This is a genomic window from Undibacterium sp. CCC3.4, from assembly GCF_034347425.1.
Lineage (GTDB): Bacteria > Pseudomonadota > Gammaproteobacteria > Burkholderiales > Burkholderiaceae_D > Undibacterium.
In genome coordinates this window covers 3,951,977-3,964,507 of the sequence record NZ_CP133779.1, presented here as the reverse complement: position 1 = coordinate 3,964,507, position 12,531 = coordinate 3,951,977, and the positions used below count along the sequence as shown (strand labels likewise).

Here is a 12,531-nt window from a genome sequence, read left to right as displayed (position 1 = left end):
TGTTAAAAATTCAAGGTAAATGTGCAAGCTATTATTTTTTTTCTCAAGCAAATTCCAGCTGAAAATAAATTTTTCCAAACACGAATTCGGCAAGAAAATATTTTGTTTTTATTGAGAAATCATGCCCTTAGTAAATGCCGTAATTAGTCTGCGTTCTGGCAGGCATTTTTTTGGTGCGAGCAAAATGCAATCGATTTGTCATTTTTTTGTAAATCTATCCCCAGCAAGGCTTTCCAAGCATTTTTTAATTTTTGTTAAGCTATTTTGTGAATTTAATTCAAGTAAACAACGCGCAGAAAACGGCGACTTTCCGGTGCGAAATAATGCTGAAAAAAAAGCTGAATCGAAATTAATTCAGTTGCGAAACATTTCTGAAATCCATGTTTTTTTATTTCACGCCCACGCGCATGGATGTAAAAACAACGTTCTCTCTGATCGCGCCTGAAAAAGATTTCTCCCAAAAAATACTGCGCAAAAATATGCGCAAAAAAAGGCGCGCTTGAGCAGATTGTTTTGTGCGATTTCAATGCCTGAACTATATTAAAAAAAGCGCAAGAAAAAGCCGCGCTCAGGCATCGATTTGCAGTACCACCTGGGGAAGAAAAAATGAGCGAAGAGAAACCCCTTACTGCGCGCTATCGCGGCAGTAAACATGGCCCGATTACGCGCCTGATTGATCCGGCTACACTCGGTGAGCAACTGAAGCCATTTATCTTTTTGGATTTTTTTAATGCGCCGGTGCAGCGAGGTTTCAGCTTTGGCATGCACCCGCATTCCGGTATCGCCACCCTGACCTGGCAACCCGATTCGGATATCGCCTACCAAGACAGCATCGGTCAATCTGGGGTATTGCCAGCCGGCGGCCTCGAATGCTTGCAAGCCGGTGGTGGGGTTTGGCATCAAGCTAAGTTTGAAACCGACGGCTGGGCCAGCGGTTTTCAATTATGGGTGGCGCTGCCGCCTGAGGCCGAAGAAGCGGCGGCCTTGGCACAGTATGTTGCACCGCATCAGGTGCCAGTGGCACAAGTGCCGGGCGGCGAGCTGCGCTTACTCTCAGGCCAGATAAGCTTGCCGAGCCAGCGCTTACGTAGCGTTATTGATACTCAGCAAGATATGAATTATTTGGTCTTAAACCTGCAGCCGCGCGCCAGTTGGCGCTATGACGTGCCGGCCCAGCACGATGTCTGCTGGGCTTTTCCGTTTGCCGGCAATATCTTGCTCGATGGGGTAGCGGAATCTTTGGAATTACTCAGTTTTGGTGCCGGCCAAAGCGTCAACTTCCAAGCTGGCGCTGCCGGCGCTCGTATCGTCTTCGGCTCGGCCAAACGGCATAGCCATGATTTAGTGATAGGCAATGGCTCGGTGCATACGAATGCCATGTCTTTGGCTGCCAGTCATCAGCGCATCAGAGAAATCGGTAAATTACTGTTGCAACAAGGGCGACGCTGAAGTACTCAGCGTGTTTGGCGACGTTCTGCACGTGCGGCCAATTTTTGCAACTGCGGCCGGAAGCGCAAAAAAAACCGGTAGCCACGTTCCATCAACCACAGCATGCCGGGCCAGCGCGCCAGCCGCGCCAGCCAGCGCCAGCCGGGCAGGGTGGCCCACAGCAAGACGAAGGCTGCCGCGCCGCTGTGCAATACGCCATCGGCGCTGCGTACATGAAAACGCTGCAGTAATTGTTGGCGCGTGGTGCCGGGTGGCAGCGCCGTGTCAGCCGCGCTGATATCGGCAAAACACAGGCTTTCACGCGCTTCCATGCCTTGGTACATGGCAATTTCACGCTTGCATAAAGGGCAGGCGCCGTCGTATAAAACCGTCAGGGCCGGTACCGCCGTGTCGTCAGTCGGAGTGTGCATGGATTTTGCTTTTCTATCGGTGTCAGTGAGGCCCGAACTCATGGCTGGGCTGGCTTGTTGCGGCGGCATGCTTGCGAGCAATATTTCACTTCGGCCCAATTCTTGGCCCAACTGCGTCGCCAAGTCATCGTCAAACCACAGCTGACACAAGGCTTGCTCGGTAAACTGGATTTGTTGCCGCGGTGCTCGGAGTGGCTGTCTGCTTTCTTCATAGCAAGATGGTACACCAGATGGCTGAATTCGGTTTACAGTCAGCTTGAAGGTGCAATAAATTGCTCAATTCGTTAAACATAGCCCAAAAAATCGCGGATGCCCGCAAACAGATGAAAATAACGCAAGATCAACTTGTTCAATCTGCTCGCGTTTCTCGGCGAACAATTATTACAATAGAGGCTGGAGAAGCCGATATCAGATTTTCACGATTGACGAGAATTTTGTTGGCACTGGGTTTGCATTCCTACGCGCTTTTTTCGTATTTTAGCCATGACTAAATATTCTTACGTGTACCTGCTAGCCAGCCATCGAAACGGTAGCTTGTATGTGGGTGTAACAAGCGATTTGTTGAAGCGTGTGTACGAGCACAAGAATAAATTTGTCGATGGGTTTTCTAAGCAACACAATATTGATAAGCTGGTCTGGTTTGAGCAGCACGAATCGATTGAGTCAGCCATTCTTCGCGAAAAACAAATCAAAAAATGGAAGCGGGCATGGAAGATTCGGAAAATCGAAACGACTAATCCCTATTGGAATGATTTGTACTTCGCATTGAAAGCGTAACGACACCAACATTCTCACATGCCGCAGCCTCGTCATTCCCGCATGCCGCAGCCTCGTTATTTCCGCATGCCGCAGCCTCGTCATTCCCGCATGCCGCAACCTCGTCATTCCCGCATGCCTTTGGCGGGAACCCAGTGTCGTTTTCAGCGCTGCAAATGCCATGCTTTCTGGCATTCGCAGTTAGGCACGAACGCCACGGGGTTCCTGCCAAAAGCGCGCAGGAATGACGAGTTTGCCGGTTGGGATAGTGATGCTGATTGCAAACCCTTTAGCGACATTCCCGCATGTCGCAGTCTCATTATTTCCGCATGCCGTAGCCTCGTCATTCCCGCATGCCGTAGCCTCGTCATTCCCGCATGCCTTTGGCGGGAACCCAGTGTCGTTTTCAGCGCTGCGAATGCCATGATTTCTGGCATTTGCAGTTAAGCACGAACGCCGCGGGGTTCCTGCCAAAAGCGCGCAGGAATGACGAGTTTGCCGGTTGGGGTAGTGATGCTGATTGCAAACCCTTTAGCGACATTCCCGCATGCCGTAGCCTCGTTATTTTCGCATGCCGCAACCTCGTCATTCCCGCATGCCTTTGGCGGGAACCCAGTGTCGTTTTCAGCGCTGCGAATGCCATGATTTCTGGCATTTGCAGTTAAGCACGAACGCCACGGGGTTCCTGCCAAAAGCGCGCAGGAATGACGGGGTTGCCGCTTGGGGTAGTGATGCCGATTGCAAACTCTTTAGCGACAGCTTCGAACTCACGTGGTATTTTAGTAATTTTTTATCACTAATATCACCGACCCCAGCACGCCAGCCGATTTTCTCGTATATTGAAGCCATGGCTAAAGTGCTGTATCCTTCGCGCTCCGCTTGGCAGTCTGCCAAATGGCGCGTCGGCATCGAGCTGATCGATCAATGAATGGAATACCTCGTGACCTATAGTGTCAAAGAAATTTTTTACACCTTGCAGGGCGAGGGCAATCATGCCGGGCGCCCGGCGGTGTTTTGTCGTTTCGCCGGCTGTAATTTGTGGTCAGGGCGCGAGCAAGACCGCGCTACGGCGATTTGCCAGTTTTGCGATACCGATTTTGTCGGCACCGATGGCTTGGGCGGCGGTAAATTCAAGACGCCCGAGGCTTTGGCGGCGGTGATCAATGCGCTGTGGCCATCGGCTTACCCGGCCAGTAAGTATGTTGTGCTGACCGGCGGCGAACCGCTGATGCAGCTCGATGCCGGCTTGATCGCGGCCTTGCATGCCGTCGGATTTACCATTGCCATTGAAACCAATGGTACTTTGCCGGTGCCGGTTGGCGTCGATTGGGTGTGCGTGAGCCCAAAAATGGGGGCTGAGCTGGTAGTGCGCAAGGGTAATGAAATCAAGGTGGTGATGCCGCAAATCGGCCAAAACATGGCAACATATGCCGATCTTGATTTTGAACATTACTTTGTTCAAGCCATGGATGGCCCTCTGAGAGAGGATAATCTGCGCCTTGCCGTCGATTTCTGCAAGCAGCATCCGCATTGGAAGCTCAGTGTGCAGACCCATAAACTTTTACACATTCCTTAAGCGCGACATGTTAACGATTACCCGAAAAATGGAATTCGATGCCGGTCATCGGATTCCCGACCACAGCAGTCAGTGCCGCAACCTGCACGGCCACCGCTATACCTTGCAAATCACCCTGACTGGCGAAGTGGTGCAGCAAGATGGCGAGTCCGATAACGGCATGATCATGGATTTCGGCGATATCAAAGCGCTGGCCAATGAACACCTGGTCAATCTGTGGGACCATTCCTTTATTGTTTACGAAAAAGATTACCTGATCAAGAATTTTCTCGATCAATTGCCGGGGCATAAAACCGTGGTCATCGATCGTGTGCCGACGGTAGAAAATTTAGCCAAAATAGCTTTCGATATACTCAAACCTGTTTACCACGACCGCTACGGCCGTAGCTTGGCGCTCACCAAAGTGACGCTGTATGAAACGCCGAATTGCTGGGCCGAGATCGACGGCTGAGGCATGCTGCATCCACGCGCTCCGGCCACCCCGGACCACGCTGTCAGCAGCGCGGCCGAGCAAGCGCACGATGCAGTTTTCATGCAATTGGCGTATCAACAAGCGCAACTGGCCGGCGCGGCCGGTGAAGTGCCGGTCGGTGCGGTGCTGGTGCAGGGCGGGGTGGTGATTGCCCGTGGTTACAACCGACCGATTTGTGATCATGACCCCAGCGCACACGCCGAAATGCAAGCCCTGCGCAGTGCCGCCTTGGCACTGGAAAACTACCGCCTGCCTGGCTGCGAACTGTATGTCACGCTGGAACCGTGCTTGATGTGTGCCGGTGCGATGCTGCATGCGCGCCTGGCCCGCGTCATCTACGCCGCGCCCGACCCGAAAACCGGAGTGGCCGGCTCACTGCTGAATGTGTTTCAAGATACCCGCCTCAATCACCATACTCGTGTGACCGGCGGCGTCTTGGCTGAACCCTGCGCGCGTCTGCTGAAAGACTTTTTCGCCGAGCGGCGGCGCGCGGCGGCGGCCTTAAAAAAATCTGCCGCTCTTGCTAGTCTTGGCACTGGTTTGCCTATTCCACTTTCATCGCACGAGTCCCCCACATGAATCTCCCGGCTTCTCCCTTGTTGGCCCAGCGTCGTATCGCTGTCGTGGCACCGAGCGGTGCGCCGCTCGACGATGCGGCCGTGTTACGCGGCTTGCAAGTACTGGAACAGCTCGGCTGCGAAGTGCATAATTATTACCGAGCGGCGCAACGCTTTGAACGCTTCGCCGCCAGCGATGCCGAACGGGCGGCGCAATTGCACGCCGCCGCCGCCAATCCGGACGTCGATATCATCCTGGCCCTGCGCGGCAGTTACGGCTTGTCGCGCATTTTGCCGCTGCTCGATCTCGATATGCTGGCCGCCAGCGGCAAGCTGCTGGTTGGTTACAGCGATTTCACACCGCTGTACCAAGCCATGCTGGCACGTGGCCGCATCAGCTTGGCTGGTCCTATGTTGTGTGATGATTTCACGCGTGACGAGCCGTCCGCTTACACCTTGTCACAGTTTGCCGCCGCACTGAGCGCCGTTGCGGCCGCTGTGCCGCACCGCGTCGACTTCGCCAGCCCAGACAGTGCTGATATGGCGGTCGATGGCTGCTTGTGGGGTGGCAACTTGGCCATGCTCGTGCATACCTTGGGTACGCCGTACTGGCACGAGCCGCAGCAGGGCATCTTGTTTTTGGAAGATATCGGCGAGCATCCATATCGGATCGAGCGCATGCTGCTGCAATTGCATTTTGCCGGCGTCTTAGCGCGCCAACAAGCCATTGTGCTCGGCGATTTTTCTGCCTACCGGCTGGTGGCCAATGACAATGGCTATGATTTCGCCAGTATGCTGGCTTATATCCGCAGTGTCTGCCCGGTGCCGCTGGTGTGTGGCCTGCCGTTCGGGCATATCCGTGAGCGCGCCAGCTTGGTGGTCGGTAGCCAAGCGCAACTGCGGGTGCACAACGGCGTCGCAAATTTAAGCATGCATTTTCCGATCGATCAAGCTTCACTCTGAGTGTTGTGTATTTGTCCGTAAAAGAATGTTAAATCGCCGCAGTTGTCTTTTAGCTTGCTATTATTGATTGAAAGCAAATCAAAAAGGCGCAAATGACTCAGCTCAAAGTTTCCACCCGTCTGCATATCTTGAACGGGCTGTTGGCCTTACTACTGCTCGCGGTTGGCCTGATCGGTTTGTATGGGGTGAATAAGTCGAATAATTCTTTGAAGACGGTGTATGAAGACCGGGTAATTTGCTTGGGTCAACTGGCGGAAGTTAATTATTTGCTACAGCGCAATCGCGTCTTGGTGATGGATATGCTGTTGCAGCCAGCGCCAGAACATGTCGCCAAGCGTAATACTGAGTTGCGCAGTAACGTAGTGCAAGCTTCCAAGGTGTGGGCTGAGTATATGGCGACTTACCTGACGCCTGACGAGCAAGTGTTGGCAAAGAACTTTGATGCATTGCGCTTGCCGTATGTGCAAGAAGCTTTGCTGCCAGCCGCCGATGCGATGCTGGCCGGTCAAAACGACGCCGCACTGGCTATTTACACCGGCAAGATCAGTGTGCTGGCACCGGCGGTGAACCTGGCCTCGCAAAAATTAAATCAATTGCAACTGGATGTATCAAAAAGCGAATATGACGTGGCCGTGGCTAACTATGGCTTCATCCGTACGCTGTCGCTTGCGGCCATTGCCTTAGGTGTACTGTTTGCCGCTGTCTTCGGCAGTAAGCTGGTGCGCGACATCGGTCATGAACTCGGTGCTGAGCCGGGCGAGGCAGCCGGTTTGGCCAGGCGGGTTGCCGCCGGCGATCTGTCGCAAGCGATCGTGCTGGAAAACGGCGACGCCGCCAGCATGATGGCGCAACTCAAGACCATGCAAGAGAGTTTGGTCGTGGTGGTGGGGAATGTGCGTTTGGGCAGTGAAAGTATTGCTGCCGCCAGTGCCGAGATTGCACAAGGTAACCACGATTTATCGGCCCGCACCGAAAACCAAGCCAGCGCGCTGGAACAGACGGCGGCCTCGATGGAAGAATTGGGTTCGACGGTGAAACAAAATGCCGATAATGTACGTCAAGCGAACCAGTTGGCGATGAGTGCGCAGAGCTTTGCCAACAAGGGTGGGGCGGTGGTCAGCCAAGTGGTCGACACCATGAAAGAAATCAACCAAGCCTCGCGCAAAATCGCCGACATTATCGGTGTCATCGATGGCATCGCGTTTCAGACCAATATTCTGGCTTTAAATGCGGCGGTTGAAGCGGCACGGGCTGGTGAACAAGGGCGCGGCTTTGCCGTCGTCGCCTCGGAAGTGCGCAGCTTGGCCGGACGCAGTGCCGAGGCCGCCAAAGAGATCAAGACCTTGATTACAACCAGTGTCGACCGGGTACAGCAAGGAACGAACTTGGTCGATGAAGCCGGTGAGACTATCGCTGAAGTGGTTAACTCGATACAAAAAGTGACGGATTTGATAGCTGAAATCAATGCGGCCAGCCATGAACAAGCCTTGGGCATCGGTCAAATCGGTCAAGCGCTGACGCAAATGGATCAAAATACCCAGCAAAATGCTGCCTTGGTAGAGCAAATGGCGGCGGCGGCCAGTTTGCTCAAGGGGCAGGCGCAAGACTTGGTGGTCACGGTGGGGGTGTTTAAGCTCGATCAACATCATGTTGCCGCCCTTGTGCAAGTGCCAAGCCTTGGATTGCGCGCTGCGCCGGCGCAGCAAAATAAGTACCAACGTCTGGCTTGATCTCATGTTGGCGTGCCGGCGTGGTGCAAGCTTACAGGCGCAGCGCTGCGCATGTAGCACGCCTGTGGCTTAAGGAAACAACTTTATACAAAGCAGGGTTTGCTAATTGCGGCGCGGATAAATTATCATGCTCTGTAATGAATATTGACCACATCTTCTCCACGCTGCTCTACCATCCCCATCGCACCACACGCGCTTTGTTTGCCGTGTATCCGCACGCTCGCGCCGCACCCTGTTCGCATCTTTTCTGAAAAATAAATCATCATGCCTGATTTGAAAAAAACTTCTACTCCGTATTTGCGCTATGCCGTGCTCGCGGTCTTGCTGGCCGCCGCCGGTTCCGGCATTTGGTGGATTACGCACAAGCCGAGTGCCGCAGCCAACGAGGCTGGCCCTAGCCGTAAAGGCGGTGCGCAATCGGTAGGCGTGAGTGTGGTGCAGCGTCAGGATGCCCCATTGCAGTTGACGGCCTTGGGCACCGTGGCGGCGACGGCGACGGTGACCTTACGCAGCCGGGTCGATGGTCAACTGGAAAAAATTTATTTCAGCGAAGGGCAAATGGTTAAGCAAGGCCAATTGCTGGCCGAATTAGACCCGCGCCCATATCAAGCCTTGGTGCTGCAAGCCGAAGGCCAGTTATTGCGCGATCAAGCTTTACTGAAAAATGCCCAAATCGATTTGCAACGTTATCGCTTGTTATTGAGTCAGAATTCCATCGCCCAGCAACAGCTTGATACGCAAGAAGCCTTGGAACGTCAGTACCAGGGAACGGTAAAGATAGACCAAGGTACGCTCGATAATGCGCGCTTACAGTTGAGTTACAGCCGTATCAGCGCACCGCTGGCCGGTCGCATCGGTTTACGTCAGGTTGATCTCGGGAATATCGTGCATGCCAGTGATACCAACGGCTTGCTGGTGATTACCCAGACCGATCCTATCAACGTGGTGTTTGCCGTGCCGGAAAATAATCTGACACAAGTTTTGCAAGCCGCCGCGGTCGGTAAAACACCCTTGAAGGTAGAAGCTTGGGATCGTGATAATCGCAACAAGATCAGTGATGGTGTGCTGCTGGCGATCGATAATCAACTCAATGCCACTACCGGCACGGTGAATATCAAAGCCAAATTCGCCAATGCGAATCAAACTTTATTTCCCAATCAATTCGTCAATATCCATTTGCAGTTAGGTGTGCGTAAAGATGTTTTGACGGTGGCAACGGCGGCGCTGCAGCTTGGTAAAGTCGGTAATTACGTCTACTTGGTTAATGCCGATGAAACGGTGACGATACGTAAGCTCAAGCTTGGCGCGGTGAGCGGTGACAACACCATCGTCGAAGAAGGTTTGGAAGCAGGGCAGAAGGTCGTCATCGATGGTTTGGATAAATTGCGGGATGGTGCCAAGATCAAGCTGATTGAGCGTTCGGCTAAGCCTGCCGCTGGTGCTGCTCGCCGCGCTGCGGCTTCCACCTCAGCTTCCGCTCCACAGTAAACGCAAGGACTGCGCATGAACCCCTCCCGTCCGTTTATTCTGCGGCCTGTCGCGACCAGTTTGCTCATGCTCGCCATTTTGCTGGTCGGTTTGCTGGCTTGGCGCTTGTTGCCGGTGTCGGCCTTACCCGAAGTCGATTATCCGACGATACAAGTCGTCACTCTGTATCCGGGGGCCAGCCCGGATGTGATGACTTCATCGGTGACGGCACCACTCGAGCGTCAGTTCGGTCAAATGCCGGGCTTGTCGCAAATGTCTTCGTCCAGTTCCGGCGGCGCTTCGGTGATCACGCTGCAGTTTGGCCTCGAACTCACGCTTGATGTGGCCGAACAGGAAGTGCAAGCCGCGATCAACGGTGCAGTCAATCTGCTGCCCAGCGATTTGCCGAATCCGCCCATCTACAATAAAGTCAATCCGGCCGATACGCCGATCATGACGATTGCCATCAGTTCCGATACGCTGCCACTGACCAAAGTAGAAGACTTGGTCGATACCCGTTTGGCGCAGAAAATTTCGCAAGTACCGGGCGTCGGTTTGGTCAGCATCAGCGGCGGACAACGTCCCGCCGTGCGCATACAAAGCAATACCCAGGCGCTGGCAGCACGCGGTCTAACTTTGGCCGATATTCGTACCGGCATCAGCAATGCCAATGTTAATCAAGCCAAGGGTAGTTTTGACGGCCCCTTGCAAGCCTCGACCATCGATGGCAATGATCAATTGAAATCGGCTGAAGAATACCGCGATGTCGTGATCGCCTATCAAAACGGTGCACCGGTACGGGTACGCGATGTTGCCAAGGTGGTCGATGGCGCGGAAAACCTGCGCCTGGCTGCTTGGGCTGGCAGCACCCCGGCCGTGATTTTAAATGTGCAGCGCCAACCCGGTGCCAATGTCATTAAAGTCACCGATAAAATCAAAGCCTTGCTGCCGCAATTGAAAACCAGCTTGCCTGCGGCGGTCGATGTCAAGGTCCTGACCGATCGCACGCTGACGATTCGCGCCTCGGTGGAGGATGTGGAATTTGAATTGATGCTGTCGGTAGCGTTGGTGGTGATGGTGATCTTTATTTTCTTGCGCAATCTGGCCGCCACCATCATTCCAGCCGTGGCGGTTCCGTTGTCCTTGGTGGGTACTTTCGGCATCATGTATTTGTCCGGCTTCTCGATCAATAATCTGACCCTGATGGCCTTGACGATTGCCACCGGCTTCGTGGTCGATGATGCGATTGTGATGATAGAAAATATTTCGCGCTACATCGAGGCTGGCGACAGCCCGATGGAAGCGGCCTTGAAAGGCTCGAAGCAAATCGGTTTTACCATCATTTCTTTAACTTTTTCGCTCATCGCCGTGTTGATTCCGCTGCTGTTCATGGGCGATGTAGTCGGGCGCTTGTTCCGCGAATTCGCCGTCACCCTGGCGGTGTCGATTTTAATTTCCGCCTTCATTTCGCTGACCCTCACGCCGATGATGTGCGCGCGCTTGTTGAAACACGTGCCGGAACAGAAACAAAGTCGTTTTTATCATGTCAGCGGCGCATTTTTTGATCGCATCATCGCCTTTTACGGCACGCAGTTGCGTTGGGTTTTGCGACATCAGGGTGTGACACTGCTGGTGGCACTCGGGACGCTGGTCTTGACGGTGGTGCTGTATTTATTCGTACCGAAAGGTTTCTTTCCCTTGCAAGACACCGGTGCGATTCAAGGCATCAGCGCAGCGTCGCAGTCGATTTCTTTCCCCGCCATGGCGGCGCAACAGGAAACGCTGGCGAAGGCCTTATTGCGCGATCCGGCAGTCGAAAGTTTGTCGTCTTTCATCGGTGTCGACGGTACTAATACCTCACTCAATAACGGGCGTTTGCTGATTAACTTGAAACCCAAGGAAGAACGCGGCGATATCCGTACCGTGCTGGCGCGCTTGCAGCAGAGTGTCACCGATGTGCCGGGCTTGTCCCTGTATTTGCAGCCGGTGCAAGACTTGAGCATCGATGCGCGCGTCAGCCGCACCCAGTATCAATTCACTTTGCAAGCCAGCAGCCCCGAGGAATTGTCGGAGTGGACGCCGAAATTAGTCGAACGCTTGCAGCAAATCGAGGCACTGGCGGATGTCACCAGCGATTTGCAAGACAAGGGCTTGCAAGCCTATGTAGAAATCAACCGCGATACGGCCTCACGCTTAGGCGTGACTACGGCGGCGATCGACAATGCCCTCTATGATGCCTACGGTCAGCGTTTGATTTCGACGATCTACACCCAGACCAATCAATATCGGGTGGTGCTGGAATCGGCACCGGAAGCGCAGAATGGACTGCTGTCGCTCAAAGGGATTTACGTCGCCACCTTGGCCGGCGGCCCGGTGGCGCTTGATACCGTGGCCAGCGTCAGTCAGCGGCCGGCGGCATTGACCATCAACCATCTCGGACAATTCCCGACGGCGACGATTTCCTTTAATCTGGCCAAAGGTGCTTCGCTCGGCACGGCGGTCGATGCGGTACATGAAACTGAAGCGCAGTTGGGTTTGCCGGCCAGTATAGAAACCCGCTTTCAAGGAGCGGCGATGGCGTTTCAAGCTTCGCTCAGCAATACCTTGTGGCTGATTTTAGCTGCCATCGTAACCATGTACATCGTGCTCGGCGTGCTGTATGAAAGTTATATTCACCCGATTACCATCTTATCGACCCTGCCATCGGCCGGCATCGGTGCCTTGCTGGCCCTGCTGGTCAGCGGCAGCGATTTGAGTGTGATTGCCATCATCGGCATCATCCTCTTGATCGGCATCGTCAAGAAAAACGCCATCATGATGATCGATTTCGCCCTCGAAGCCGAACGCGATCATGGCATGGCCCCGGCCGATGCGATTTATCAGGCTTGCCTGCTGCGCTTTCGACCGATCTTGATGACCACCATGGCGGCCTTGCTCGGTGCCTTGCCGTTGATGTTAGGCGGCGGCATGGGTTCGGAACTGCGCTCACCGCTGGGGATTACCATGGTCGGTGGTTTGCTGGTCAGTCAGGTGTTGACCTTGTTTACCACCCCGGTGATTTACTTAGCCTTCGATCGCTTGGCACGGCGCTTGGCCAAGCGCTTTGGCAGCGGCAGCGATGCGGTTGATCTGGCCAAGCAGGAAGGCTAAG

General features: G+C 54.0%; 14 protein-coding genes. 12 read left to right on the top strand and 2 right to left on the bottom strand.

Annotated elements, in window-relative coordinates:
- Nucleotides 1-121 precede the first annotated feature (121 nt).
- Both RHM61_RS17625 and RHM61_RS17620 read left to right on the top strand, forming a co-directional pair.
- On the top strand, nucleotides 122-445 hold the full coding sequence (locus tag RHM61_RS17625; protein ID WP_322248619.1) for a hypothetical protein: 324 nt from the start codon (nucleotides 122-124) through the stop codon (nucleotides 443-445).
- A 161-nt stretch (nucleotides 446-606) separates the two neighbouring features.
- Nucleotides 607-1,449: a pirin family protein gene (locus RHM61_RS17620; RefSeq protein ID WP_322248617.1), complete on the top strand. Its 843-nt coding sequence runs from the start codon at nucleotides 607-609 to the stop codon at nucleotides 1,447-1,449.
- A 5-nt stretch (nucleotides 1,450-1,454) separates the two neighbouring features.
- Here the strand turns inward: RHM61_RS17620 and RHM61_RS17615 are convergent, their stop codons facing one another.
- Both RHM61_RS17615 and RHM61_RS17610 read right to left on the bottom strand, forming a co-directional pair.
- Nucleotides 1,455-1,859 carry a DUF393 domain-containing protein gene (locus RHM61_RS17615; protein ID WP_322248616.1) on the bottom strand — a complete coding sequence of 135 codons (405 nt, stop codon included), beginning with the start codon at nucleotides 1,857-1,859 and terminating at the stop codon, nucleotides 1,455-1,457.
- Nucleotides 1,860-1,897: 38 nt separating this feature from the next.
- On the bottom strand, nucleotides 1,898-2,071 hold the full coding sequence (locus RHM61_RS17610) for a DUF2256 domain-containing protein (RefSeq protein WP_322248615.1): 174 nt from the start codon (nucleotides 2,069-2,071) through the stop codon (nucleotides 1,898-1,900).
- A 111-nt stretch (nucleotides 2,072-2,182) separates the two neighbouring features.
- Here RHM61_RS17610 and RHM61_RS20290 point away from each other — a divergent pair, with 111 nt between their 5' ends.
- The 10 genes from RHM61_RS20290 (at nucleotide 2,183) to RHM61_RS17565 (ending at nucleotide 12,530) form a co-directional block, all read left to right on the top strand.
- A complete protein-coding gene (locus RHM61_RS20290; RefSeq protein ID WP_416200237.1) occupies nucleotides 2,183-2,350 on the top strand; it encodes a hypothetical protein in 168 nt (55 codons plus the stop codon).
- Complete coding sequence (locus RHM61_RS17605; protein ID WP_322248614.1) at nucleotides 2,343-2,636, top strand: GIY-YIG nuclease family protein; 294 nt, start codon at nucleotides 2,343-2,345, stop codon at nucleotides 2,634-2,636. Before RHM61_RS20290 ends, RHM61_RS17605 begins: the two co-directional genes overlap by 8 nt.
- A gap of 550 nt (nucleotides 2,637-3,186) precedes the next feature.
- Nucleotides 3,187-3,543: a hypothetical protein gene (locus RHM61_RS17600; protein ID WP_322248613.1), complete on the top strand. Its 357-nt coding sequence runs from the start codon at nucleotides 3,187-3,189 to the stop codon at nucleotides 3,541-3,543.
- 12 nt (nucleotides 3,544-3,555) lie between these two features.
- Nucleotides 3,556-4,191: a 7-carboxy-7-deazaguanine synthase gene (queE, locus tag RHM61_RS17595; RefSeq protein ID WP_322251125.1), complete on the top strand. Its 636-nt coding sequence runs from the start codon at nucleotides 3,556-3,558 to the stop codon at nucleotides 4,189-4,191.
- A gap of 7 nt (nucleotides 4,192-4,198) precedes the next feature.
- Nucleotides 4,199-4,642, top strand: a complete 444-nt coding sequence (queD, locus tag RHM61_RS17590) for a 6-carboxytetrahydropterin synthase QueD (protein WP_322248612.1) — start codon at nucleotides 4,199-4,201, stop codon at nucleotides 4,640-4,642.
- Nucleotides 4,643-4,645: 3 nt separating this feature from the next.
- A complete protein-coding gene (tadA, locus tag RHM61_RS17585; RefSeq protein ID WP_322248611.1) occupies nucleotides 4,646-5,242 on the top strand; it encodes a tRNA adenosine(34) deaminase TadA in 597 nt (198 codons plus the stop codon).
- Entirely contained in the window at nucleotides 5,239-6,183 is a 945-nt protein-coding gene (locus tag RHM61_RS17580) for an LD-carboxypeptidase (RefSeq protein ID WP_322248610.1), read from the top strand. The genes tadA and RHM61_RS17580 overlap by 4 nt, the downstream gene beginning before the upstream one ends.
- Nucleotides 6,184-6,275: 92 nt before the next feature.
- Entirely contained in the window at nucleotides 6,276-7,913 is a 1,638-nt protein-coding gene (locus RHM61_RS17575) for a methyl-accepting chemotaxis protein (protein WP_322248609.1), read from the top strand.
- A 264-nt stretch (nucleotides 7,914-8,177) separates the two neighbouring features.
- Nucleotides 8,178-9,401 carry an MdtA/MuxA family multidrug efflux RND transporter periplasmic adaptor subunit gene (locus RHM61_RS17570; RefSeq protein WP_322248608.1) on the top strand — a complete coding sequence of 408 codons (1,224 nt, stop codon included), beginning with the start codon at nucleotides 8,178-8,180 and terminating at the stop codon, nucleotides 9,399-9,401.
- 15 nt (nucleotides 9,402-9,416) lie between these two features.
- On the top strand, nucleotides 9,417-12,530 hold the full coding sequence (locus RHM61_RS17565) for an MdtB/MuxB family multidrug efflux RND transporter permease subunit (protein ID WP_322248607.1): 3,114 nt from the start codon (nucleotides 9,417-9,419) through the stop codon (nucleotides 12,528-12,530).
- The last annotated feature ends 1 nt before the right edge of the window (nucleotide 12,531 follow it).